At 60.0% G+C, this 25754-nt stretch carries 21 protein-coding genes and 1 pseudogene; 13 read left to right on the top strand and 9 right to left on the bottom strand.

Going from position 1 to position 25754, the window contains the following annotated elements:
* The first annotated feature begins 598 nt into the window (after window positions 1-598).
* The 6 genes from ACZ5D1_RS00845 to pdxA all read left to right on the top strand — a co-directional run bounded on the left by ACZ5D1_RS00845 (window position 599) and on the right by pdxA (window position 7321).
* The gene (locus ACZ5D1_RS00845; protein WP_011366305.1) at window positions 599-1138 is read left to right on the top strand and encodes a bacterioferritin; all 540 of its coding nucleotides are present in this window, start codon (window positions 599-601) and stop codon (window positions 1136-1138) included.
* A 282-nt stretch (window positions 1139-1420) separates the two neighbouring features.
* Entirely contained in the window at window positions 1421-2629 is a 1209-nt protein-coding gene (locus tag ACZ5D1_RS00840) for an SO_0444 family Cu/Zn efflux transporter (RefSeq protein ID WP_464555606.1), read from the top strand.
* 449 nt (window positions 2630-3078) lie between these two features.
* Window positions 3079-3858, top strand: a complete 780-nt coding sequence (locus ACZ5D1_RS00835) for a DeoR/GlpR family DNA-binding transcription regulator (RefSeq protein ID WP_162147981.1) — start codon at window positions 3079-3081, stop codon at window positions 3856-3858.
* Window positions 3859-3987: 129 nt separating this feature from the next.
* A complete protein-coding gene (locus ACZ5D1_RS00830; protein ID WP_011366302.1) occupies window positions 3988-4959 on the top strand; it encodes a 2-keto-3-deoxygluconate permease in 972 nt (323 codons plus the stop codon).
* Window positions 4956-6239, top strand: a complete 1284-nt coding sequence (locus ACZ5D1_RS00825; protein WP_027182559.1) for a four-carbon acid sugar kinase family protein — start codon at window positions 4956-4958, stop codon at window positions 6237-6239. Before ACZ5D1_RS00830 ends, ACZ5D1_RS00825 begins: the two co-directional genes overlap by 4 nt.
* A gap of 68 nt (window positions 6240-6307) precedes the next feature.
* A complete protein-coding gene (gene pdxA / locus ACZ5D1_RS00820) occupies window positions 6308-7321 on the top strand; it encodes a 4-hydroxythreonine-4-phosphate dehydrogenase PdxA (protein ID WP_011366300.1) in 1014 nt (337 codons plus the stop codon).
* A 145-nt stretch (window positions 7322-7466) separates the two neighbouring features.
* Here pdxA and ACZ5D1_RS00815 read toward each other — a convergent pair whose 3' ends face one another.
* Window positions 7467-8099: a MerR family transcriptional regulator gene (locus ACZ5D1_RS00815; protein ID WP_011366299.1), complete on the bottom strand. Its 633-nt coding sequence runs from the start codon at window positions 8097-8099 to the stop codon at window positions 7467-7469.
* 243 nt (window positions 8100-8342) lie between these two features.
* Between ACZ5D1_RS00815 and ACZ5D1_RS00810 the strand changes: the two genes are divergently transcribed.
* Window positions 8343-8630 carry an HU family DNA-binding protein gene (locus ACZ5D1_RS00810; RefSeq protein ID WP_011366298.1) on the top strand — a complete coding sequence of 96 codons (288 nt, stop codon included), beginning with the start codon at window positions 8343-8345 and terminating at the stop codon, window positions 8628-8630.
* Between the two features lie 65 nt (window positions 8631-8695).
* Here the strand turns inward: ACZ5D1_RS00810 and ACZ5D1_RS00805 are convergent, their stop codons facing one another.
* On the bottom strand, window positions 8696-9160 hold the full coding sequence (locus tag ACZ5D1_RS00805) for a C40 family peptidase (RefSeq protein WP_158303350.1): 465 nt from the start codon (window positions 9158-9160) through the stop codon (window positions 8696-8698).
* 117 nt (window positions 9161-9277) lie between these two features.
* Here ACZ5D1_RS00805 and cysQ point away from each other — a divergent pair, with 117 nt between their 5' ends.
* On the top strand, window positions 9278-10051 hold the full coding sequence (cysQ, locus tag ACZ5D1_RS00800; protein WP_464555604.1) for a 3'(2'),5'-bisphosphate nucleotidase CysQ: 774 nt from the start codon (window positions 9278-9280) through the stop codon (window positions 10049-10051).
* Here the strand turns inward: cysQ and ACZ5D1_RS00795 are convergent, their stop codons facing one another.
* Window positions 10052-11341, bottom strand: a complete 1290-nt coding sequence (locus tag ACZ5D1_RS00795) for an NOL1/NOP2/SUN domain family protein (RefSeq protein WP_464555603.1) — start codon at window positions 11339-11341, stop codon at window positions 10052-10054. It lies immediately after the preceding gene.
* Window positions 11342-11472: 131 nt separating this feature from the next.
* On the opposite strand from ACZ5D1_RS00795, the gene ACZ5D1_RS00790 reads away from it, so the two are divergent.
* The 3 genes and pseudogenes from ACZ5D1_RS00790 (at window position 11473) to ACZ5D1_RS00780 (ending at window position 14245) form a co-directional block, all read left to right on the top strand.
* Complete coding sequence (locus ACZ5D1_RS00790; protein WP_027182563.1) at window positions 11473-13149, top strand: FG-GAP repeat domain-containing protein; 1677 nt, start codon at window positions 11473-11475, stop codon at window positions 13147-13149.
* 96 nt (window positions 13150-13245) lie between these two features.
* Window positions 13246-13815 (top strand): annotated as a pseudogene (locus ACZ5D1_RS00785) (pseudouridine synthase); the annotation flags it as partial.
* Between the two features lie 34 nt (window positions 13816-13849).
* Window positions 13850-14245 (top strand): RluA family pseudouridine synthase, encoded by a 396-nt coding sequence (locus tag ACZ5D1_RS00780; RefSeq protein ID WP_464556574.1) that lies wholly within the window; start codon window positions 13850-13852, stop codon window positions 14243-14245.
* A gap of 83 nt (window positions 14246-14328) precedes the next feature.
* Here ACZ5D1_RS00780 and ACZ5D1_RS00775 read toward each other — a convergent pair whose 3' ends face one another.
* The 6 genes from ACZ5D1_RS00775 to ACZ5D1_RS00750 form a co-directional block, all read right to left on the bottom strand.
* Entirely contained in the window at window positions 14329-15258 is a 930-nt protein-coding gene (locus ACZ5D1_RS00775; RefSeq protein WP_011366292.1) for a helix-turn-helix transcriptional regulator, read from the bottom strand.
* Between the two features lie 422 nt (window positions 15259-15680).
* Complete coding sequence (gene ilvD, locus ACZ5D1_RS00770) at window positions 15681-17348, bottom strand: dihydroxy-acid dehydratase (protein WP_011366291.1); 1668 nt, start codon at window positions 17346-17348, stop codon at window positions 15681-15683.
* Between the two features lie 103 nt (window positions 17349-17451).
* Window positions 17452-18330 carry a cell division protein FtsX gene (locus ACZ5D1_RS00765; RefSeq protein ID WP_011366290.1) on the bottom strand — a complete coding sequence of 293 codons (879 nt, stop codon included), beginning with the start codon at window positions 18328-18330 and terminating at the stop codon, window positions 17452-17454.
* A complete protein-coding gene (gene ftsE / locus ACZ5D1_RS00760; protein ID WP_011366289.1) occupies window positions 18324-19031 on the bottom strand; it encodes a cell division ATP-binding protein FtsE in 708 nt (235 codons plus the stop codon). Before ftsE ends, ACZ5D1_RS00765 begins: the two co-directional genes overlap by 7 nt.
* A gap of 67 nt (window positions 19032-19098) precedes the next feature.
* Window positions 19099-21336 (bottom strand): vitamin B12-dependent ribonucleotide reductase, encoded by a 2238-nt coding sequence (locus ACZ5D1_RS00755; protein ID WP_464555601.1) that lies wholly within the window; start codon window positions 21334-21336, stop codon window positions 19099-19101.
* 260 nt (window positions 21337-21596) lie between these two features.
* Complete coding sequence (locus tag ACZ5D1_RS00750) at window positions 21597-22115, bottom strand: periplasmic heavy metal sensor (protein WP_464555600.1); 519 nt, start codon at window positions 22113-22115, stop codon at window positions 21597-21599.
* Window positions 22116-22351: 236 nt separating this feature from the next.
* Between ACZ5D1_RS00750 and ACZ5D1_RS00745 the strand changes: the two genes are divergently transcribed.
* On the top strand, window positions 22352-24130 hold the full coding sequence (locus tag ACZ5D1_RS00745) for an ATP-binding protein (protein WP_464555598.1): 1779 nt from the start codon (window positions 22352-22354) through the stop codon (window positions 24128-24130).
* Between the two features lie 26 nt (window positions 24131-24156).
* The gene (locus ACZ5D1_RS00740; RefSeq protein WP_011366285.1) at window positions 24157-25557 is read left to right on the top strand and encodes a sigma-54-dependent transcriptional regulator; all 1401 of its coding nucleotides are present in this window, start codon (window positions 24157-24159) and stop codon (window positions 25555-25557) included.
* Window positions 25558-25754 lie beyond the last annotated feature (197 nt).

The following is a 25754-nucleotide window of genomic DNA, read 5'->3' as shown; positions in this document are numbered from 1 at the left end:
CTGCGCGCACGGCACAGAAACGCCCGCAGCGCGTTGTGCCGCTTTCCCCCCCAGACGGCCGTCAACGTACGCCCCTGAACAGTCAGCCCACCGCGGCAGAAATCGCGCAACGGGGGATGCAAGGGGAATCAGTCCCCTTGCCCGTCGGAGACATAAAAGCACCTGAAGCAAAAGCAGCCTCCGGCGGGCAGGGAGATGATCTCCCTGCACCCTCGGTACGCCCTGCGCGCACGGCACAGAAACGCCTGCAGCGCGTTGTGCCGCTTTCCCCCGGACGGCTGCCAGCGTACGCCCCTGAACAGTCAGCCCACCGCGGCAGAAATCGCGCAACGGGGGATGCAAGGGGAATCATTTCCCTTGCCCGTCGGAGACATGAAAGCACCTGAAGCAAAAGCAGCCTCCGGCGAGACTGTGCAACCGTAACGTACTTTTATGTACACATCCCTTGTCACGGGCCATCCGGCGCGGTATACAGGTACTGACTTTCGTCATCACAGACAGCCCGTCGGCTGGGCGCAAAGTCCGTAACCGGATATGTCACGGGCGGACGGCCACACAGCACGACGTTGTTCCGTCAGCAAACTCAAGAGAGGTATTCATGACCGCATCAGGAAGAGAAGAAAGACGCGCCAATGTCATTGAAGTTCTGAACAAGGCCCGCGCCATGGAGCTTCAGGCCATTCACCAGTACATGAACCAGCACTACGGGCTGGACGATATGGACTACGGCGAAATGGCAGGCAAAATGAAGCTGATCGCCATTGACGAAATGCGCCATGCGGAAGCCTTTGCCGAGCGCATCAAAGAACTGGGCGGAGAACCCGTGACAGACTATCCCGGCACCATTGAAAAGCGTCAGGATGTTAAAAAAATCTATGCCTTCGACACCGACCTCGAAGACGATACCATTGATGCTTACAACCAGTTTCTGCAGGTCTGTCGCGAAAACGGCGACAGCATCAGCGCCAAACTGTTTGAGACCATCATTGAGGAAGAGCAGCTGCACCTGAGCTACTTTGACAATGAAAACAATCACATTGAAACTCTGGGCGATGCATATCTTTCGCGCATTGCCGGAACCCCCTCGTCCACGGGACTTACCCCGCAGGGCTTTGCCGTGGCCAAGGGCGGCGCATAACAGCACCCGCACCGGTCATCAGGGAGCAGGAACTATCCTGCTCCTTTTTTTGTCCCCCGTCTCAGTCAGCCGGTTGTAATGATCGGGTCGTAATGCTCGGGCCGTAATGCTCCGGAAAAAGCCGCAGACCGGCAATCCCCCTTTCTGCATGGATACCCGCGACGCTTCCTGCGCCTTTTCGCACCACTGTCTTGACAAGTGCATAGCCGGGGCGTACTTTTCATATGAACGATTGCTCATATGTATGCTTGTTCATAAAACACACGCCTCACGGGAGGAACCATGTCTGAACTTTTAGCCCGCTACGCATTCGCCGTATGGGACATCCTGCTGGACGCATCACCCTATGTGCTGCTGGGTTTTTTTGTGGCCGGTCTGCTTAAAGCTTATCTGCCAGAAGATCTGGTGGCGCGCCATCTGGGAAAAGGGCGCTTTCTTCCGGTGCTCAAAGCGTCGCTTTTCGGGGTGCCTCTGCCTTTATGCTCATGCGGAGTTATTCCCGCCGCTGCCGGGCTGCGCCAGCAGGGAGCAAGCCGCGGCGCCACCACATCGTTTCTGATTTCCACGCCGGAAACCGGCGTTGACTCCATAGCCGTCAGCTACGCCCTGCTGGACCCCGTCATGGCGGTTGTCCGGCCGGTGGCCTCGTTTTTCACGGCCATCATCGCCGGAGTGGCAGTAAACAGCCTGCCGGAGGAAGAATCCCCTCAGGCGGCTTCATCAGCGGCCGCTGCCACCACAGCGGCACATCAGGGCTGCAGCTGCGGCCCGCATGCCGGAACAGAACACACTCACGGTATTATGCCCGCACCGGTTGTGCTTCCCGCCGCGGAGCACGCAGCATCTGCGGGTTGCGGCTGCGGGTCGTGCGGACATGACGGCCCCGCCCCCCGCACCATGCGGGAAAAATTCGTCAGCGGCATGCGGTTCGGCTTCGGCGAACTGGTTGCGGACATCGGCAAATGGCTCATGGTGGGTATTCTGCTGGCTGCCGTCATCACCACGCTTATTCCCGACACATTTTTTGCCAGCTATCTTGGTGACGGCCTTATGAGCATGCTGGTCATGCTGGTGGTGGGTATGCCCCTGTATGTCTGCGCCACCGCCTCAACCCCCGTGGCTGCGGCCATGGCCGTCAAAGGACTTTCACCCGGTGCCGCGCTGGTCTTTCTGCTGGCAGGGCCGGCGACCAACGCGGCGACTTTCACGGTAGTTGCCAGACTGATGGGCCGCAAGGTTGCCGCCGTGTATCTGGCCAGCATCGCGGTATGTTCCATTGCACTCGGTCTGGCGGTAAACTGGCTGTATGCCTATCTGGGACTCAGCATCACTTCATGGGTGGGGGCCGCACAAGAAGAATCACACGGCGTTATCGCCATTGCTTCCGCGGTGGTGCTGCTGGGACTGGTGGCCTGCCGCACCCTGCCCGGAATCATCCGGCGGGGGCACAACGCGCACGGGCACAGCCACGGGTGCTCATGCGGGCACTAGCCGCCCTGCATCACGGCCGTCCTCTTTTCTGAATACACTGCGCCCCGCTCACCCGCGGGGCGCTTTTATTGTGCCGGCACATACCGGCGCGTGCCGTCAGTATCCGGCATGTCCTAAACGCCGCATGCCCGGGTTGCAGCCGCGATACCGGCACAGCAAGGCAACCGCAGGGTTTGCTCCGGTCCGCCGCAACGGCGCTGCCGCCACGCCTTTCACCGCAGGCGCAACAGCCTGCGCATACCATGACGGCCGCACACGACACCCGCACTCCGCCATACGGCAGCAGCACACTTCTTCCGCTGTTAAAAACGACAGAAACAGGTAAAAAACGATCAAAAGCGATCATTCTTTGATCGTATTGTACCGGTTGCTAGGGTGCAGCCATGACCGGAGACGCTACGCCGCCGGTCGGGCTGCGTTTTGCACAAGACAAAACGCACGAGGTGTTCATGAAGCGATACAGGCACACGCAGATTCTCGCCCTGCTGGAAACACGCTCCGCCATACGGGCAACCGAGGCGGCGGAGATGCTGGGCGTTTCTGTGGGAACAATCCGGCGGGACATGGCCGAACTGGAAGCCGGAGGCTACCTGAACAGAACGCATGGCGGAGCCTTTGCCGCCATCGAGGGCGAAGCGGGCTTCATGCGCCGCACCTGCTGGAACAGAGACAAAAAGCGTGTCATCGGACAGGCTGCGGCAGCACATATTTCTTCAGGCAGTGTGGTCTTCATCGACGGCGGAACAACGCCGGAGGCCATGCTGCCGTTTCTTGTGGAAAAAACCTCGCTTACGGTGGTCACCTGCGGGCTGAACATTGCCCTGCAGCTGCTGCGCTGGCCTTACATCAGCACAATTCTGCTGGGCGGCGAAGTACATGCGGAATCACGCACAGTGACCGGCACCCTGCCGGTGACACAGCTGGACTCGTTCGGCATGCGCTTTGACATGGCCGTCATAGCCACCGCGGGCATTAGCGCGGAACACGGAGCCACCAACCGCATGCTGGAACGGCTGGCGCTGAAGCAGCTGGTACTGCGCAACAGCGCTTCAAGCATTCTGGTAGGCGACAGTTCCAAAGTGGACTGCGCATTTCTGGGCAGAGTAGCGCCGCTGTCGGCGTTTTCGCTGTGCATTATGGACGACGACCTGACAGATGAGCAGAAAGCGAAGCTGTCGGAAGCCGGGCGATTCGAATTCGTGCCTCTGGAAGGAAGCAGACGGCGGTGACAGGCCGCGCCGGAAGCTGCGGCCGCCTGCGGATTCGCTTTGCCTGCCTTATGGCGGCGCACACAGCTGCGCCGCGGTCACGCCAACCCCGGCTGACAGACTGACAGCCGGTAACCAAGGAGGAAGAGGATGAAACAGGTTCCCATCGTTGACTGGCTGCAGCGGCTGCCCGGCGGCATGATGCTGGTGCCCCTCATTCTGGGTTCGGTCACAGGCACATTTTTTCCCGGATTTCTGGGGCTGGGGTCGTTTACCACCGCCTTGTTCAAAAACAGCGCACTGCCGCTCATCGGTCTGCTCATACTGGCCACGGGCGCCCAGATAAACGCCAGACAAAGCACGGGCGTTTTCAAGCGCTGCGGGGTCCTGCTGCTTACCAAAACGTTCATTCCTGCCGTCATTATTATTCTGTACGGCAACATCTTCGGACGCGAAGGCATTCTGGGCGTATCGCTGCTGGCCGCCATGATAGCCTTCACCAACTCCAACGGCGGTCTGTGGCTGGCCCTTACCGGACAGTACGGCACAGATGAGGACCGCGGCGCCTACATTGCCAGCGGCCTTAACGATGGGCCTTTTTTCATTCTGCTGGCACTGGGCCTTTCCGGACATGCCAACGTACCGTGGCAGGCCATCGTGGGAACGGTCATTCCCTTTATTGTCGGTTTTGTACTGGGTAATCTGGACAAAAAGTTTGCCGAAATGATGAAGCCCACTGCAGCCATTACCATTCCGTTTTTCGCCTTTGCGCTGGGCACGGGCATAAACCTGCAAAACCTTGTGACAGGCGGCGTCACAGGCGTGCTGCTGGGCATAGGTGTAACGCTGGTCACGGGTTTTCTGTGCTTTGCCGGCTACAGGCTGTTCATCCGCAACTCCAATCCGGGCATAGGCTTTGCTGCGGGAACCACTGCGGGCAACTCCATCACCAGCGTTCTTGTGGTGGTGCAGGCCGACCCCTCGTATGCGCCTTTTCAGGCGGTGGCCACCGCACAGGTTGCAGCGGCGGTGCTGGTAACAGCCATACTGTGCCCGCTGATGACGCACTACATGTGCAAGCGCTATGATGCTGCACATCCCCCGCAGGAGCAGCGCGCATGACCAGATACGCAGTTATCGCCGACGACCTGACAGGCGCAGGTGACACCGGCGTGCAGTTTGCCAAAGCCGGACTGCGTACGCGCATTCTGACGCACAACTGGTCGGCGGAAGACCTGAACGGTGTGGACGTGGCCGTGGTGCAGACAGAAAGCCGCGCCATGCCCCCACAGGAGGCATATGCGGCCGTGAAACAGGCTGCACAGCGGCTGCAGGCGGCCGGAGTACAACCGCTGTATAAAAAGGTGGACTCCACTCTGCGCGGGCAGATAGGGCCTGAAATTGATGCGGTCATGGACGTATGGGGGCTGGAACTGGCCCTCCTGTGTCCGGCATTTCCGGAAAACGGAAGAACTCTCATAGGCGGTTATCTGCTGGCCGGAGGCGAGCCGGTATCACGCACCTCCATCGGAGCGGACCCTGTATCGCCCGTGCGACAGAGCCATATCCCCAGCCTGCTTGCCGCTCAGTCCTCGCGTCCTGCCATAGGGCTTTCGCTGGCAGAAATGACCAGAGGCGACAGTTATCTGGAGAGCATATTCACAGAAGCGCGGCGCAGGAGCGCCATCATTGTGGCCGATGCAGCAGACCCGCAGGATATTGCCCTGCTGGAAAGCCTTGTGGCCCGCTTTGCCCCGCGGGCGCTGTTTGTGGGCTCCGCCGGACTTGCCGCTCCGGTGGCGGCCCGTCTGGCACAATCGTCAGCAGGCAGGCGGCCCGTTGTCACGGTGGTGGGTTCGGTCAACCCCGTATCACGCGGACAGCTGAAACAGCTGCAGCACGAAGGAACGGGACTGCTGCTGGTTACCGCCGACGAGCTGCTGCTTGACGACAGGCACTGGCAGACGGCACTGCGCGCCAAGGCCGAGACGCTGGCATCCATGCTGCGCCGGGGCGAAGACGTGGCGGTGGCCACACCGGGCAACCGGGAAGAAGTACAGGACCTGCTGGAAAGAGGTGCCGGCATCGGGCTGGAGCGCCGCCCCCTTACCGCGCGTGTGGCCGCGCGCACCACTCAGGTGGTGCACGAGGCGCTGGCTTTGCTGCAGGACGGAGAAAAACCGTCCGGCCTTGTGCTCACAGGGGGCGACATGGCCCACGCCATGCTGGCCCACCTGAACACGGCAGGCATGGACCTTATTGCCGAAGTCAGCCCCGGCATACCTGTGGGCAGACTCAGCGGAGGACATGCGGACGGCGTCAAAGTGGTCACCAAAGCAGGCGGCTTCGGCACGCAGGGCGCTCTGGTGCAGGCCGTGCGCACCCTGCGTGAACTGGACTGACAATACAGCCGGGCAGCCCGCCGCTGACGGGGCTGCCCGCCATACCATACAGAACCAAGGAGCAGAGAGTGAAACTGCCTGTTTTAGCGCTGACCATGGGTGACCCTGCGGGAATCGGACCGGAAATAACAGCCAAGGCCCTCGGACGCGATGAAATTCACACCATGTGCATACCGCTTGTGGTGGGCGATATGGCGCTTATGCAGGCGCACGAACGATATATGAACGGCCGCAGGTGCATACTTGTGGACGGAGTGGAAGCGCTGGATACGCTGCCTGCTGACGGTGTGGCCGTTTTTCAGCCGCACGGACCCTTACGCGGCGTTGTGGCGGGTACGCTGTCAGCGGAAGCAGGCCGCGCAGCTGCGGCCTATGTGTACGGAGCCATAGAACTGGCCAAACGCGGCGACATTCAGGGCATAGTGACTGCCCCGCTGAACAAGGAAGCGCTGCATATGGGCGGCGACACCCACCCCGGACACACGGAACTGCTGGCAGAAAGCTTCGGAGTGCGCAACTATGCCATGGTGCTGGCCGCGGAAGACAGATATGTGTTTCATGTGACCACACATCAGTCGCTGCGTTCCGCCATTGATTCACTTACCGTGGATGCCGTGTACCAGCGCATCAGGCTGGCCCATCTGCTGGCGACGGCACTGGGCACACCGCAGGAGACGGTGGCAGTGGCCGGAGTCAATCCGCACGCCGGAGAAGGCGGCATGTTCGGCACGGAAGAACGCGACATCATAACCCCCGCTGTACAGAAGGCCGTGGCGGAGGGCATACCGGCTGAAGGTCCGGTTCCGGCCGATGTGCTGTTCCCGCGCATGGTACGCGGTCAGTACCGGTTTGCCATCGCCATGTATCACGATCAGGGGCACGCCGTTTTCAAATCGCTGTATTTCGACACCGGCGTCAACATCACCATAGGGCTGCCGGTCATCCGCACTTCTGTTGACCACGGCACGGCCTTTGATATTGCGGGCAAAGGCATTGCCAGCGAAGAAAGCATGATCGAAGCGGTCCGCGCAGCAGCCCGTCTGGGCAACAGCTGGGCACATATAAGCCGCAGCGCCATGTGATGCCGCGGGCGCAAAGCCCGCAGGAACACCGCAACGACATAACATTCCGCCGCACCCACGGCGTCAGAAACCCCGCCGGAAAAACGGAGCGTCCGTCCGGCGGGGTTTTCAGCGGCCATAAACACCGCAACAGGCGGCAGGCCGCTCACATATCCTGTCCGCGCATGCCGGAACGCTCGCCCGCGATCTTGCTCAGCCACTTGCGCATCTGGTCAAGATCCTGCTGATGCACCTGCTCGGCTGTGGAAAGCAGGCTTTTCAGCTGCACGACCTCTTTGCGCAGTTCGGCTATCTCACTTTCACGCGCTCCGAGAGTCTGCTCCAGCGCGGCTATGCCTTCTTCCTTGCGGTTCATTACCGCAAGCGATTCCGCAATGCTTTCCATGGCTTTGGTCTGCTGCTCAAGCAAAGCGAACAGCGCCGCCTGCCCCTGATGCACATATTCGGCAGAAAGCTGCACCGCCGACGGCACCGCGGCCGCGGGCGGCAGTTCTGCCTGCGGAGTGCAGTCCGGCGCGGCGCCCAGCGCAGAACCGTAATGCCGCCGCAGAGCGTGCTCCACGGTCATGGCGTTTTTATGCGTCCGTATTTCGGCAACGATAAACGAGAATATTTCAAGTGCTTCAGGAAGATAACGCCTGCGTTTTCCTTCGCCCGTATGGGGCAGAAACGGCAGAAAGCGCTTGCAGTAGTAACGCGCAGTGGATTCCGGCAGGTCATGTCTGGCTGCCAGTTCCGCTATGGTCAGCAGCGTGTCTGCGGCAGTGCGGTGCGGCATGGTTTCCTCCCTGCGGGTGAAGCCCCGAGAAGACAGAATGCTCAGGATACTGCCGTAACCGTAATCTGTTCGCCACGCGATGGCAACATGAACCGGAAAAAAACGGGGAAAGGCGCATATGGGGCGGATTTTCGGGCGGCCCCCGATTGACAAGGTCTGTCTGACACTGCATAGAAGTGGGTAACTATTGGTACTAGGCTTTTTCCGGGGGGAAACAAAGTTCCATTGAAGGAGGAGCTCCACATGCTGACCAAAGCTGAATTTGTTGCGGCTTTCAAAGATGCACTGCCTGAAGTGTTTGAAACCAAAGTCAGCGCTGAAAAAGCGTACGATGCCTTTTGTCAGGTTCTGGCCGACGGCATTGCAAAGAACGAAGGCGTGCGTCTGCCCAATGTCGGCGCGCTGACCGTAGCCGAACGCGCCGAACGGCAGGGCCGCAACCCCCAGACGGGCCAGCCCATGACCATTCCTGCCCGCAAGGTGGTCAAATTTTCGCCGGCGAAAAGCCTGGTCGATGGTGTGAACAGATAACACACCCTGTGAACGTCTGACGGCCGCGGAAAATTCCGCGGCCGTTTTTTTATCAGCATGTACCGTCAGGGAAGAATACGGCGCACCGTGACAAGTCTGGGAAGCCAGTAACGCGAAAGGTAGCTTTCTTCACGCACGGTGCTGCCCGACTTCGGGCTGTGCACCATGGTGCCGCTGCCGCTTATGACGGCAGTGTGCAGCCCGCCGTATCCGATACGGAAAACCGCTATGTCACCGGCGGCCGCCTGCGCAGGGGCCACCGCGGTACCGGTCTGCGCCTGCCCGTCTGTCATGCGCGGCACCGCAATGCCGTTATGCCGCATGACCCACCAGACCAGTCCGGAGCAATCGAACCCTTGCTGCGGCGAACTGCCGCCCCATCTGTAGGGCACACCCACAAGAGCCTGCGCAGTGCGTACCACGGCCAGCCTGTGCCGCTGGCCCTGCGCCGGCAGCACGGAATCGCCGCCGGCCGCTACCGGCGGCAGCACAGTCTTGTGTCCGCATCCGCCGGCAAGTAAAAACAGCATGACGGCGCACAGCAATGTACGGACAGCCCTGAGACGGCATGGCAGTGACAGATTACACATGAGGTATTATTACCAGTAAGATGGACGCATAGCCAGCTTGTATCCCCGGAGCACGCCATGTTTGAAAACGTACCCCTGAGCGGGATGATCCGCATAGCCAGACAGGCGGGAAAAGAAATCGCCGCCCGCCAGCAGGCCATTGTGCAGGCAGGTGAAGCCGCCATATGGCACAAGGACGACGACTCGCCCGTCACTCAGGCGGACAGGGCGGCCAGTGCCGTTCTGTGTGCCGGACTGGCACAGATGGCTCCTTCTGTTCCCGTTATTTCAGAAGAGGAATCCATTCCCCCTGCCGAGGTACGACGGGGCTGGGGGCTGTATTTTCTGGTGGACCCGCTGGACGGCACCAAAGGCTATCTGAAAGGAGAGGCAGACTACAGTGTCTGTGTGGCACTCATGCGCCGCGACGTGCCTCTGGCCGGAGTTGTCCATGTGCCTGCGCGCGGGCTTACCTATTACGGTCTGCCCGGCACGGGCGCATGGCGCGAAGATGAAAGCGGCATGCCGGTGCGCCTGCATACCGCCCCCGCCGTTTCCGGAAAACAACCGGTGGTGCTGCAAAGCCGGGTGTCCGCAACACCCAAACTGGATGCCTACATGGATGGTCTGCCCCATACGCGCCTGATGGCAGGCAGTGCCTACAAGTTCTGCCTGCTGGCCGAGGGAACGGCCCAGATGTATCCCTGTCTGCACCCCACATGGGAATGGGACACCGCCGCCGGAGAAGCCGTTCTGCGCGGAGCGGGCGGCACTGTGACCGATATGGACGGCCGCCCCCTCAGATACGGTAAAAGCTCTCTGCTCAACGATCTTTTCATAGCGCGGGGATGATCAGCGCTCCGCCCACAAGGCACGGCGCCCCTTGATACGCAGCCTGCCCAGCGGCAGCCCTCTGAAATACAGTCCGGCCTCCGGCAGGGATGCATCCACGCTGCCCGCATACGCACCGCGGGCCAGATCAATGCTCTGGCCGGACAGCAGGCCGCTTATCAGTTCCGGCTCTTCCACATTCAACGCGCCTGCGGCGCACTGATCTGCGGGGGGCATCATGCAGCGCATCCGGGGTGAGACCCTCACCTCGCCGCGCGAAGCCTTGCCTAGCGGGTATCCCCGCCAGCGGAAGGATTCGGGCAGCAAGTTCAGGGCCTGTTGCGGCAGAAACATGGCCGCGGAACCGAACAGAGCCACCTCGCCGTCCGGCAGCATGTCCGGATCTGCACACGGTCCGCGCAATACCTGCCTGTGTATTCCCTGCACCCGCATGGCAGAAACAGGTCCGGACGGCGGTGAATCGCCCTCTTTGCGGAAACGCGCGATATAAAATCCCTGTGCCGATGAACGGGATGCATCCACCCGCAGCGTTCCCTCGCACCCCGGCAGCAGCGGGTCTTCAAAAACAAAACCTTCAAACGGTGCCAGCGGTTCGGGGATCAGCCCCAGTTCCTGCGTTGCCCAGCGCACCTGTTCTTCATTTTCCTGCACGTTGGTCGTGCAGGTGGAATAAACCACAACCCCGCCCGGAGCCAGCAGCCGCGCAGCCTCTCTGAGCAGCAGCCGCTGGATGCCCACAAGCGGCTTGACTTTATCCCCCTGCCACAGCTTCATCACGTTGGGGTTTTTATCCACGGTGCCCCAGCCGCTGCATGGCGGGTCCAGCTGGATTTTCTGCCATGATGCATCCGGCAGGGGCAGGGATTCTCCGGCGTAGCCGCAGGTGGCCGTATGCGGCAGGTTCAGGTTGAACAGGTTCTGACGCAGGGTTGCCAGCCGCTGCGCGTTGGGTTCGTTACCCATCACAAAACCGTCCGGCCCTGCCAGCTGCGCCAGAAAGCCCGTTTTGCTGCCCGGACTTGCACACATGTCCAGCACGGCATCGCCGTTCTGCGGCGCCAGCGCCAGAGGCGGCAGCATGGAAGATCTGTCCTGAATGTAAATCAGTCCGAAAAAAGCTGCCAGACTGCTGCCCAGCGGTCTGGGCTCCTTTGTAAGCCTGCGGGTCCAGGGCGATACCGGCTCCGATTCAAACTCGTATCCCTGACTGTGCAGCAGGGCTTCAACCAGCGATTCCTGTCCGGCAGGACATACTACGCGGAACGACCGCGCCTGAGGGGATTCTGCCATTTGCACTCCTGTTTTTGCTGCGCGTCTACCCTAAGCTTGCTTGCATCAGCAAGAGGTATTATGAGAGGACAGTCACGGCAGCGTGTCCGCTGCCGATGCATGTTCCCGAGATTGCGACCAAGGAGACCTTGATGCACCGTATATTGCGTTTTCCGCTGGCACTCCTGCTGCTGGCCGTCACGGCCGTACTGCCTTCCGTTGCCGATGCCGGCGGACTGAAGACCTATGCAGTCCTGCCTTTCAAGATACATGGCCCCGACCAGTACAAATATCTGGAAAAAGCCGTTCCGCAGATGCTTACCTCGCGGCTGTATCTGAAGGATAACTTTGAATCCATAGCCCAGAGCAGCGTTGCCGCGCAGGAGTATCCCGCCGACGAAAACGCCGCCGCTGCTGCCCGTTCCGCCCTGAATGCCGATTATCTGGTATGGGGCGACGTGACCGTGATGGGCTCTGAAGCCAGTCTGGACGTGCGCGTGCTGGACACTGCAGGCAATGTGGCTCCCGTGGGCAAACAGACCCCCGTGCTGCAGCTGATTCCCGCGCTCAAAGATGTTTCCGACCAGATAAACCGTGACGTTTTCAAACGCGCGGATATGCAGACCGCCGCCCAGAGCGCTCCGGCGCCGCAGGCTGTCAATCAGATGAACCCCAACCTGATGCACAACGAATCCGACGCCGGCAGGCAGGTGTATCTTAACCCGCAGTTCCGCTATGCAGGCAATGAAAATGTGGACACCCGCATGCGCAGCCAGTCGCTGCCCTTTGCCGCACGCGGCATGGTGGTAGGCGATCTGGACGGCACGGGCAAAAACGCCGTCATGCTGCTGGACGAGCATGTGGTGCGCGCATACCGCTTTGACGGAAAAATGCTGGAACCCGCCGGCGAACACCAGCTGCCGCTTTCCATCACCTGCCTGAGCATCAACATGCTCGACATGAACCGCGACGGCATTATGGAAATAGTGGTAAACGCCTATGACAGCTCGCAGGAACCCAAAAGCTTTATCCTGAACTGGAGCAACAACACGTTTACCGTGGTGGCGGAAAAAATCCGTTACTACATGAACGTGGTCAAAACGCCGCCGGACTACATGCCCGTACTGGTGGGACAGGCCGTCGGACGGCCCAAACTTTTCCGCGGCAAGGTGCACGAAGTGCTCAAGATGGGCGGTTCCATGGAGCTGGGACGCAGCCTGAACCTGCCCGAAGGCACCAATGTGCTCAACTTCACGTGGCTGCCCGCCAGCGACGGCGAAGGCCCCAAGCTGGTGGTGCTCAACGACCGCGAACACCTTGTCACCTACACCGAGCGCGGCGGACGGCTTGCCCAGACGCAGGAAACCTATTCGGGCTCTTCCGTGGGCATTCCCATCGACATGAGCATGCCCGGTCTGGGTGAAGACACCGTGCTCATTGACGACATGTATTACATTCCCCAGAACATGCGCGCCGTGAACCTTGACCGTGACGGCCGTTATGAACTTCTGGTGGTCCGGCCCATTTCCACGGCGGCGCAGTTCTTCGAACGCTACCGCTTTTTCCCGCAGTCTGAAATTCACGCCCTGCACTGGGACGGCGTAGGCCTTTCCCTGCAGTGGAAAACCCGCCGCATCAAAGGCGCCATCATCGGCTTTGACGTGGCAGACGTGAACAACGACGGCATTCAGGACCTTGTGGTGGCCATTAACACGCACCCCGGCGAACTGGGCGTCCGCTCGCGCAAAACGCAGGTGCTGGCCTATCCGCTTGACCTCGACAGCGCCGCTCCCGGCACCGCCATCGACCGGACATTCCGCGAGGAATAACACCTGTGCGCCTGCCTGTGGTCGCAGGGCGGGAACAGAACAGACAAAACGGCCCGGACGCACTCGTCCGGGCCTTTTACATCCCACGGAGCAGATATGACCGCACCGGCAACAGGCGGGGTACGCCACATAGAGGTCACCCGGGCAGAGGCAGGGCAAAAGCTTCTGCAGTTTCTGCAACGCAGACTGGGCTCCGGTGTGCCGCAGCAGTTTCTGATGCGCATCATCCGCAAGGGTGAAGTCCGTGTAAACAAAGGCCGCGCAAAACCTTATGACAGAGTGTCAGAGGGCGACGTGGTCCGCATACCGCCGGTGCGGCCCGCCGCAGAGCCTTCCTGCGATGCGGCTTGCGCCGTTCCTGCGGTCTCTGCGTCGCCGCTGCCGCAAATCATTGCCAGCGGCGACGGTCTGCTGGTCATCAACAAACCCGCAGGTCTGCCCGTACAACCGGGCACCGGACACACAGACTGTGTCACCGCCCGTCTGGCGGCACACTTTGCCGGCGCCGACTTCATGCCTGCACCGGCCCACAGGCTGGACAAAAACACCTCGGGGCTGCTGCTGGCCGGCACAACCTATACGGCCCTGCGCACCCTGCAGGACCTTTTCCGCAACGGGCACAGCCTGATAAAGGATTATTGTGCGTGGGTGTGCGGTATCTGGCCGGAGCAGGAGGCGCTGACGCTGACAGAATGTACTGGTGAAAGAAGGAACGCCGGGAAAGGAAAAAATACACGCACTGCCCGCCGGCAGCGCGCAGCCGCATACGGCTCCGCCGAAGGGCAGAGAAGCTCTCTGTCAGGTGGTGCCGCTGCTGCGCCTCGACAACGCCACCCTGCTGGGCATACGGCTTGCCACCGGACGCACACACCAGATACGGGTACAGCTGGCCTCACGGAACCATCCCGTCATCGGCGATGTGAAGTATGGTGCTCCCGCATGCAGAGCGGGGATGCTGCTGCACGCCTTCCGGCTGGTTCTGCCCGCCCCCTTCGGGCGTGAGTTCTTCTGCCCGCCGCCATGGCAGGGCCGCCGGGCTGTTGCCCCGCAGACTCTCCGGCAGTGCCGGTTTCCGCCGCTGCGGCCCGCAGACTGAAAAGCCTGCCGGTGACGCACGCTCTTACGGCGACGAAACAGGCAGGCAGATAAAAACCGGTTCGCGGCAATGCCGCTTCCTTCTCAACGTCGGGTCTCGCGCAGCGTCTCGCCCGGAAAAACGACCCTGCCGGCACGGCTGGTGTCATACCCTTCCAGCTGCCCCGCCAGTGCTGCAAATTCCGGCGTGGTGAACAATCCCATAAACAGCTGTATGTGACGTTCAAAAAACGTATCGCGCGGAATGAGCAGGTCGAACCGTTCCCACCCCAGCGGAATGAAATCAAGCCCCAGCAGCCCGGCAACGGCCCGGATGGCGGGCGCTGTATCCGCCCTGCCGGAAAGGACTTCAAGCCCCACATCCATATGGCGCGAAAATTCGTTTTCGTACCCTTTCAGACGCGCGGGATTTATACCGGCCGCCGCCAGCTCGGAATCAAACAGCAGCCGCGTGCCCGTACCCAGAGGGCGGTTGGCCACCGTCAGCCCGCCACCGGCCACATCTGCCACGCACGAAATACCGGCGGGGTTCCCCCGCGGCACCAGCAGCCCCTGTTCACGCAGGCAGAAATTGACCACAGCCGGACGCTCTTCAAGCTCCCGTTCGGCATGGGCAAAATTGTACTCCGCACCGTCTTCCTGCTTCAGATGGCTGGTCGCCATATGGCAGACACCCCGACGAAGCGCCTTGATGCCCCCCATACTGCCCATGTTGGCAAAAGCGGCAATATAGTCCGGCTGGGCGTCCATAAACAGCCGCAAGGTTCGCTCAAAAAGAATGTCATTGCTTCCCGCCACCAGCAGCACACCCTCAGCAGGGGGTGCTGATTCGTGACGGCGGGGAAAATTGATGGTGGAATTTTCCACCCACTGCTCCACAAGGTGCGCAGGAAAAAGCCACTTGCCCGTGACCTTGGTCGCAGGCAGCCCCTTGTCGGAAATAAGGGTGTAGACCATCTTCTCGTTCACACCCAGAAACTGGGCAACTTCGCGTGTGGAAAGCAGGTTTTTCATACATCTTCCTGTTGTTGATTCCCGATGCGTAAGAAACTACTGCAAACACCGGCTGCGGGCAACCGGAGGCCCTGCGTCACGACAAACGCATCGGCAGCATCCGCAAGTACCCTGTTTCAGAACCGGTTTGCCCTCCGCGGGCAAGGGAATGATTCCCCCCGCATCCCCCGTTGCGCACGCTGTCCGCGATCAGCTGACGGTACGGGCGTGCGCGGCAGCATGACTGGCAGCGTCACAACGCACAGTGGTCCGGCAACGTGGCCCCGCTTCTGTCTGCGTGCCGTATGTACGGGGCCTGCTGATGGGACGGGGAAAACAGCCCGCCCTGCCGGAGGCTCTTTCTGTTTCGGAACTGTGATGCATAAAAAAACGGGCACCGGAACTATGCCGGTGCCCGGGGTCATTCAGGACAGAAAAACGGGTCAGCGCTTGTACACGGCACCGTTGGCGGCAGACGTCACCAGACGGCTGTAGCGTTTCAGCAGCGGAGAGGTGACCTCTTTCACCACGGGCGTAAATGCAGCACGCCGGCGCTCCATTTCCGCTTCGTCAACCAGCAGGTCCAGCTTGCGGGCGGGGATGTCTATCTCGATCATGTCCCCTTCACGCACCAGCCCTATGGGACCGCCGTCAGCAGCTTCGGGTGATACATGCCCTATGGCGGCACCTCTGGTTCCGCCGGAAAAACGCCCGTCGGTAATCAACGCCACATCGGCCCCCAGCCCTATGCCGGCAATGGCTGCGGTGGGAGACAGCATTTCGCGCATACCGGGACCGCCTTTCGGCCCTTCGTAGCGTATGATGATGGCATCGCCCTTTTCAATCCGCTGCGCCATAATGGCTTCAAAGGCAGCTTCTTCTGATTCAAACACACGGGCACGCGCTGTACGCTGCATCATTTCCGGTGCAACGGCAGACTGCTTGACCACGGCCCCTTCCGGCGCAAGCGACCCGTACAGAATGGCAATACCGCCCTGCGGCGAATACGGCTTTTCCATGGGCCTGATGACATCGTGGTCACGCACCGCGGCGCCCAGTGCATCAAGGTTTTCGCCCACGGTACGGCCTGTGACGGTCAGTGCGTCGCGGTGTATGCGCCCGGCCTTGTCCAGTTCGGCCATGACCGCGGGAATACCCCCTGCACGGTGCAGGTCCTGTATATGCTGGTCACCGGCGGGCGAGAGCTTGCACAGGTTGGGGGTCTTGCGGCTTACCTCGTCAAAAATGCCCAGAGTAAGATCAAGCCCTGCCTCGGCAAATACAGCGGGCAGATGCAGTACCGTGTTTGTGGAACAGCCCAGCGCCATATCCGCGGCAACAGCGTTGGCCACGGCCTTTTCGGTCACGATATCACGCGGCTTTATATCGCGCTCCAGCAGCTCCATGACGCGCATGCCGGCATGTTTGGCCAGCCGCACCCGCGCTGCGGAATTGGCCGGCGTGGTACCGTTGCCCGGCAGCGCAAGCCCTATGGTTTCGGAAAGACAGTTCATGGAGTTTGCCGTGAACATACCCGCGCACGACCCGCAGCCGGGACATGCCGTCTCGGAAAGCTGCTCCAGTTCGTCTTCCGTCATTCTGCCCTGCCGCACCATGCCCACACCTTCAAACACGGTGATGAGGTCTGCGGCCTTGCCGTTGCCCGTGCCTGCCATCATGGGGCCGCCGCTGATAAGAATGGACGGCACGTTCATACGCAGCATGGCCATAAGCATGCCGGGAACCGACTTATCACAGTTGGGTATGAAGACCAGCGCATCAAAAGGATGAGCCGTGGCCATTATCTCAATGGAATCTGCGATGATTTCGCGGCTGGGCAACGAAAAACGCATGCCTTCATGGTTCATGGCCAGCCCGTCGCATACCGCTATGGCGGGAAACTCCATGGGTGTGCCGCCCGCGGCGCGCACTCCGGCCTTCACTGCTTCGGCAATGGTGTGCAGGTGGATGTGTCCCGGTACCACCTCGTTGGCGGAATTGACCACCCCCACAAGCGGTCTGGACAGTTCTTCACGGGTCAGGCCCAGGGCGTACAGCAGCGAACGATGCGGGGCTTTTTCAAGCCCGTGTGTCATTTTCTTGCTTCTCATGTTGTCCTCTGTGCGCGCTGACGTCAAAGCCCGCGCAGCCGGCCGGAAGGAAAGACACCCGCCGGAAAGCTACCGGAAACCCTGCGGCAACGCACTGAATGGATCAGCGCTTCACGGCTATCCAGCTGCTTACAACGCCCATGACCGCAGGCACGGCCACCAGCATGGCCACCTGCTCCACAGGCAGAAAAGACAATTGCATACTTACCGGCGGAAACATGAACACGTTGCGTATCTGCATCCATGTGACCCATAAAAGGCCGGTGGCCAGCAGTCCCCCGCAGAGGCCCTGAATGCCGCCGGTGATAAGCAGGGGCAATCGTATGTACCAGTTGCGTGCACCCACCAGGTGCAGAATTTCAATTTCCGTTTCACGGCTGACCAGAGACAGCTTGATGGTGTTGCCCACCACAAGCGAAAGCACCAGCCCCAGAAAACCTATGACCGGCCACATGACATTACGGCTGAACACGTTCCACGCACGGGCAAGATCGTCACGCACGGGGCTTGCCCCGATACGCTGAACGCCCGGCAGTCCGGAAAGGTACGTCATGGTTTCATCGTGCCAGCCGCTCATATCCTTTGCTTTGGGTTCAAAAACAAGAACCGCGGTGGGAGGCAGCGGACTTTTACCTATCCATGATGTATCCACCCCGCCTACCGAAGAAAGGTTGCCTGACAGCGTTTCCAGTGCCTCTTCGGGAGTATACGTTTTCACTTCGGTCAGCCACGGCATATGCCCGAAGCTGTCCCATTGCGAGCGCACTGTTTTCATGTCGGCATCGGCATGCCAGTATACCTGATAAACGGCCTTGCCACGGGCCGTGCCCAGCGCCTGATCCAGATTGACAAACGCCATCAGAAAAAGTCCGGCAAGGAAGACGGCCAGCGTGACGGCAAGAAGCGTGAAGACCTGTGCCAGAGGATGGGCGGCCATATCGCGCACGCCCCGGCCGAAAAGCCGCAGAATGATGCCTACCATGCATCCTCCGCTTCGGAACCTTCAAAAATTTCGGCTCCTGTCCAGTTGGCATAGGTTATTTTGCCTTCGTCCAGCCGCAGCACACGGGCACCGGGGTGCCGTTCCACCAGTTCTCTGTTGTGCGTGGCCACAATGACCGTTGTGCCGTACGAATGGAACTGTCTGAAAATATCAAGCATACGCAAAGCCAGTTCAGGGTCCAGGTTGCCCGTGGGTTCGTCCGCAAGCAGAATCTGCGGATTGACCACAACGGCGCGGGCTACCGCCACCCGCTGCTGTTCGCCGCCGGAAAGTTCACCGCAGGGCGCTGCAAGCCTGTTCTCCAGCCCCAGTCCGCGGGCCACGGCGCGCACTCTGCGGTCGATATGCACCCGCTGCAGGCAGCGCACCTCCAGCGCTATGGCAATGTTGTCATACACCGAGCGCCGCGGAAGAATTTTAAAATCCTGAAAAACGACACTCACCTGTCTGCGCAGGGCGGGCAGCTGACGGGTTTTGAGATTGCGCAGGTCAAAACCGGCCACACTCAGCGAGCCGCGGTATACCGGCAGCGCGCCGTACAGCATACGCAGCAGAGTGGTCTTGCCCGCGCCCGAAGGCCCGCACAGAAACAGAAAATCACCTTTATCAAGCCGGAAGGAAACATTTTTCAAAGCCCAGTGCGGGCCGAAATTATGGGAAAGATGCTGGGCGTTAAGCATGTGTGGATTCCGCTACGGAAAAAGGGGGCGCAAAGGCCCCCTGTTTGTGCTGATGGTGCGCGGCGTATCAGCCGCATTTGGTGAATCCGCAGGCAGGGCAGATATGGCAGCCTTCCTGAAACACCAGTTCTTCATCGCAATCGGGGCACTGCTGCCTACCGAGCCCGTTGGGAGCGTGTACGGGCACCTTGGCCTTTAGGTACCTGTTTTCCATTACCCATGCAATGGCATCGGGTATGGACAGCAGCAATCCTTTTTTCTGAAACTTGGGGTGTTCTCCGCCTATACCCTTGAGCTGCCGCACTATTTCCACCACCTCAACGCCGGAGCGCAGCGCCAGCGAAACCAGTCTGCCGATGGCTTCCGCCTTTGCGGTGATGGACCGCCCCGACTTGCCTATGGTGGTGAACAGTTCAAACGGCCTTCCGTCCACTTCGTTAATAGTCACATACAGCACACCCAGCCCCGTTTCCACTTTCTGGGTAAATCCGTATACGATATCAGGACGTTCACGCACAACGCTGCGTTCTTTTTTCTGCTCTTCCTTGCTTTTTTCTCCGTCGCCGGTGCACAGAACCTGCGACTGTTTGCAGCCGTCACGGTATACGGTAACCCCCTTGCAGCCCCGCTCATACGCCATCCAGTAAATGCTGCGTATGTCGTCAATGGTTGCGCTGTTGGGCAGGTTGACGGTCTTGGACACGGCGTTGTCGGTATATTCCTGAAACGCCGCCTGCATTTTCAGATGCCATACGGGATCTATGTCCATGGCTGTCACAAAAACATCGCGCATATGCTGCGGCAGGTGCTCCATTGTCTGCACAGACCCTTTCTGCGTTACAGCTTCCATCAGCTTTTCAGAATAGCACTGCTCGTCCTTGAGCGCCTGCTCAAAATAAGGATTCACTTCCACCAGACGCTCGCCGTCCATGACATGCCGCGCAAAGCTGAGCGCAAACAACGGTTCAACCCCGGAAGAGCATCCCGCAAGAATGGACAGGGTTCCGGTGGGGGCAATGGTCGTTATGGTGGCGTTGCGGTACGGTCCGAGGTCCCGCTGTCCGAACACTGACTCGGCGTAAGCCGGAAAGGGTCCGCGTTCCTTGGCAAGCTGTTTGGAGGCGGCACGGCCTTCCGCGCGGATGAATTCCATGACACGGCCGGCAAGCTTAACGGCATCCTGACTGTCGTAGGGAATGCGCAGCTGAAACAGCAGGTCGGCCCAGCCCATGACGCCCAGCCCGATTTTGCGGTTTCTGTGCACCGTTTCTGTTATGCGGTCCAGCGGATAGCGCGAAGCATCGATGACATTATCCAGAAAACGCACGGAAAGCCTGATAATACGCTTAAGCTCTGCCCAGTCTATGGAATCTGCCGTGCTGCCATGCCCGGCAAGGTACAGTCCGGCCAGATTGACGGAACCGAGATTGCAAGCCTCGTAAGGCAGCAGTGGCTGCTCCCCGCACGGGTTTGTGGACTCCATCTCGCCCTGTGCGGGCGTGGGGTTGTCACGGTTTATCCGGTCAATGAAAACAATGCCCGGATCCCCCGACTCCCACGCTTTCTGCACCAGTATCTCAAACACCTCACGGGCATTCAGGGTACCTTTGGCTTCGCCGGAGTGCGGCGCCATCAGAGGATATTCTTCACCTTTTTCCACCGCCTTCATAAAATCTTCGGTCAGCGCAACGGAAAGGTTGAAGTTATTGAATTCCCCTTCACGTTCCTTGGCGCGGATGAACTCCAGAATGTCCGGATGGTCCACACGCAGAATGCCCATATTGGCCCCGCGGCGCGTGCCTCCCTGTTTAATCTGCTCCGTGGCGGTATTGAAAATGCGTAAAAAAGAAAGCGGACCCGAGGCAACCCCGCCCGTGGACCCCACTCGGCTGGCCGCCGGACGCAGGCGCGAGAATGAAAACCCTGTTCCGCCTCCTGATTTATGAATCATGGCGGCATGTTTCACGGCGTCAAAAATCTCTTCTATGGAATCACCCACCGGCAGCACAAAACAGGCCGCCAGCTGACCCAGATCAGTGCCCGCATTCATCAGCGTGGGAGAATTGGGTAAAAATTTCCACGATGTCATCAGGTCGTAAAATTCACGGGCCAGTTCGTCCGCCCTGCACGACGAATCAGGGTATTTACCCTCCTCCGCCGCGATGGCAGACGCCACACGCCAGAAAAGCCCCGTGGCATCTTCCAGCGGTTCTCCGTCAGGGCCTTTGCGGTAATAACGCTTCGAAAGCACGACCTCTGCATTCTGGTTGAGCACAACGGGCTGCAAGTCTTCCGGCTGTTTCATGTCATCCCTTTAACGTATCAAATCAATTAGTTATAGTTTTTCTCAACTTTTACTACCTGCTACGGAGCTTAGCATGCCCTGCCGGAAAAAGCCACTGCCGCATCACAATCTGCAGTTGTTGACACGGTGCGTGTCCGTACACTGCCGCCGCGGCACACCGCTGACCGCGCATAAAAAAACCGGCCGGAATTGCTCCGGCCGGTCTGTACCCGCAGTATGCCGCGGCTGCCGCTGTGAAGGAAGCAGCGCCGTTGTGCTGTTTAGTAGTGTCCGCCCATCATGCCGCCACCCATATGGTAGCCGCCGCCCCGATGAAACCCGCCGCGGTGACCGCGTCCGAAGCCGGACTTGAGCCCCACTTCCTTTTCAAGGCGCTGGGAAAGTTCAATGTGCAGGTTGCGCAGCTGAGTGCGCAGCTGGGCCACTTCACCGGCAGTCTTGCCCACTGCCGCGGGGTCTGTGGACGGATTGTTGTACATGGCATTCAATTCTGCCTGCTTGGCAAACAGCTTGTCGCGCAGGGGGGTCATCTTGCCGTCGGCTTCGGCCACAATCTTGTCATACAGAGCCTGCTTTTCGGGTGTCAGCGAATCATATGCGGCCTGACCGCCGGGTCCGCTGCCGCCAAAGGGGCACACGGCCGCCCCGCCGCCGGCACCCATGCCGCCGTATCCGCCGCGATGGCCGTATCCGTGTCCGTAAGGACCGGCAAAAGCCACTGCTGCCAGAGCAAAAATACCGAGGGCTGCTACTATGGTGATAATGGAACGGGTCTTCATAATGTCCTCCGGATTACCTTGTGCACCTTCTGGTGCGTTGCTTGCATTTGCTCATGATAGAGCAACAGGCGTGCCATACACGCACATGAAGCAATATCGCACAACAAACCGGCATGTTATGCACAGAAGCGGGACAGTACAGTGAAAGTCAGTGTATAAAAAACATACACCTTTGAGAAAAAGCACTGTATAAAAAATAGACGCTGTACAAATATTGAACACGCAAGGTGACGGCAATGCACTTCAGAAAAAAACATTCCCTTCCCGGGCCGTTTGCCTCGCCGTGGCTGGTTATCGGCGCGGCGGTCATTCTGGGCGTGGTGGTTGTGGCGCTTTCAGTGCGCAACATCACCCGTTCGGAACAATACATGGCCAATATCCTGCTGGAAAAAGGCGGATCGCTTATCAAGGCATTTGAGGCCGGAGCACGAACGGGCATGCGCGGCAGCGCGTTCCGCCTGCAGGTGCTGCTGGAAGAAATGGCCGACCAGCCGGATATTGATTTCATTGCCCTGACAGACAGGGAAGGCAATATTGTGGCTCACAGCAACAACGAACAGGTAGGCAAACGGCTTTTCGGCGCCGAGGTGACCACCGACCTGCTGCGGCCTGACACACGCCCGAGGTGGAGCATTTTCGGGCAGGCCGGTAAACGATACTTTGTGGTCTACCGTGAATTTGCACCGCTGCAGGGCCGCCATGCCCGCAGGGGACACATGATGCCGCACATGCGCAACCACGCGTGGGATAACTGGCAGCAGCCGGACGGCCCGCCGCCCATCATTTTTGTCGGGTTCGACGTTCAGCCGTTCGAAGACGCCCGCAGACAGGACAAACAGCACACCATGACCATGGCAGCCATAGTGCTGCTGTTGGGGGTTGCGGGTTTCATATCGCTTATCTGGGCACAGAATGTCCGCCGCGCACGCAAAGAGCTGGAAAGCACACAGGCCCTGTCGGATGAGATTGTTTCCAATCTCCCCGAAGGTCTGGTGGTGCTGGATGCCGCCGGAGATGTTTCTTTCATGAACAATACGGCCCGCGCCATGCTGGGAGACGGTACCGCCGCTCACGATACGCACGAAGCAGCCGCAAGCTGCCCGCCGCTGCCGCCGGTACTCATGCATGCCGTACGCCAGCTGGACACCCAGCACATACTGAGCGGCAGAGAAACGGTGCTTTCCGGCACCGGAGGCCCTGTCCCCGTCAGTGTTACCGGTGCGTGCATAACAGGCGAAGACGGTTCGCTGATGGGCAAACTGCTGCTGCTGCACGACCTGAGCGAAGTGCGCAGACTGGAAGAAGAAGTACGCAGGCGCGAAAAGCTGGCAGCCATAGGCAGTCTGGCTGCGGGGGTGGCTCACGAAATACGCAATCCGCTCAGCTCCATCAAAGGATATGCCACCTATTTCGGCACCCGCTTTGCCGAAGGCAGCGAAGACCGCGATGCCGCCCGGATCATGGTGCAGGAGGTGGACAGGCTCAACCGCGTCATTTCCGACCTTATCGGTCTGGCCCGCCCGTCGGACCTGTCTTTAAAGCCCAGCAGACCGGAATCGCTGGCAGAAAACGTACTCCGCCTTATCCGGCAGGATGCCGCGGGCAAAAACATAGACTTGCGGTTCGCCGCGGCGGACGACCTGCCGCAGGCAGTGCTCGACCCCGACAGAGTGACGCAGGCGCTGCTGAATGTCTGCCTTAACGCACTGGATGCCATGGAAAGCGGCGGCGTACTGACGCTGAGCGTTGACACCGACAGTACCTCTTCCGAAGGCCGCAGGCTGCTGCGGTTCAAGGTGCGTGACACGGGCTGCGGCATAACGCCCGAAACCCTGAGCACCATGTTTGACCCGTATTTCACCACCAAAAGTCAGGGAACGGGGCTCGGGCTGGCCATTGTGCACAAAATAGTGGAGGCCCACGGCGGCGAAATAGCCGTGCAGTCTTCCGTAGGCAGCGGAACGGAAATATCTCTCATTCTGCCGCTTGAACCGCAACGCAACGCGAACAGCTGACCCGGCGGCGCGTCAAAGGAACAGCCATGACAAACGCTCCTACCATATTGATAGTGGATGATGATCAGGCGCACAGAACCATGCTGCGCACCATGCTGCGCGGCTGGCAGTACTCGGCGGAAGAAGCCGACGACGGTTCCGTGGCCGTGAGCAAGGTGCAGGAGCGCGCATATGACGCCATCCTGATGGATATCCGCATGGCCCGCATGAGCGGCATAGAAGCCCTGCGGCATATCATGGCCCACAATCCGGCCATTCCCGTGCTTATCATGACGGCATATTCTTCGGTGAATACAGCGGTGGAAGCCCTGAAAATAGGTGCTTATGACTACCTGACAAAGCCGCTTGATTTCGACGAGCTGAAACTGACGCTGGAGCGCGCGCTTGATCACACGCGGCTGGCCTCGGAAAACAGAGAGCTGCGCAGCTCTCTGTCCGCGGGGCAGGCTGCCTCGCGCATTATCGGCCGCAGCGAGGCCGTGCGCCGGCTTACCGAGCTGGTGGCCACAGTGGCGCCCAGCGACGCCACGGTACTCATCACCGGAGAATCGGGCACAGGCAAAGAACTGGTGGCCAGAGCCATACACGAAGGAAGCAGCAGACGTGACAGACCGCTGGTAACCGTCAACTGCGCCGCCCTTACGGAATCGCTGCTGGAATCAGAACTGTTCGGCCACGAAAAAGGTGCTTTTACCGGTGCGGACAAAAAACGCGACGGGCGGTTTGTTCAGGCGGACGGCGGTACGTTGTTTCTGGATGAACTGGGCGAAATGTCTCTGGCACTGCAGGCAAAGCTGCTGCGTGCGCTGCAGCAGGGTGAAATCCAGAGGGTAGGCAGCGACAACCCGCTGAGAGTCGATGTACGCGTCATCGCCGCAACCAACCGCAATCTGACCGCAGAGGTGACCGCAGGCAGGTTCCGCGAAGACCTGTTTTACCGGCTCAACGTCATCGGCATAGCGGTACCGGCACTGCGGGAACGGCGCGACGACATCCCCCTGCTGGCCGGACACTTTCTGACCCGCTATGCCGAACGTAACCGCAAGATGCTCAAAGGATTCACCCCGCAGGCCATGAACTGTCTGGTCAACTATGACTGGCCGGGCAATGTGCGTGAACTGGAAAACGCCGTGGAGCGCGCCGTTATCATGAGCATGGGCGAATATGTCACCGGACGCGAACTGCCGCCGGACATTGCAGCGGCTGACGGCGAAACGGATATCACCGCAGCAGTGCCCGATACGGACACACCGCTGCCCGACACCGTCCATGACCCCTATGCGGGGCTCTCGCTGGAAAATCTGGAACGCCGCGCCATTGAAGCAACGCTGCGCGAATGTGCCGACAATAAAAGCGAAGCCGCCCGCCGGCTGGGCATCACCCGCGCAACACTGCACAACAAGCTGAAAAAATACGGCATGGAATAACCGGAAGACCGGAACCGGAACAAGACCTCCGGCGGGCAAGAGGCATGATTCCCCCTGCATCCCCCGTTGCGCATGTTCTGCCGCGGTCAGCTGACATCGAAGAGCTTACGGTTGCGGCTGCATGGCGGCAACCGCACGGCGCGTCGCGTTGCGGGCATCGCTGTGCCTTGCACGGGGCGCATTACAGGGGGGAAGGT

This window comes from Oleidesulfovibrio vietnamensis (genome assembly GCF_055388115.1).
Note: the sequence above shows the minus strand (reverse complement) of the source record. Positions and strands in the feature narration are given on the sequence as shown.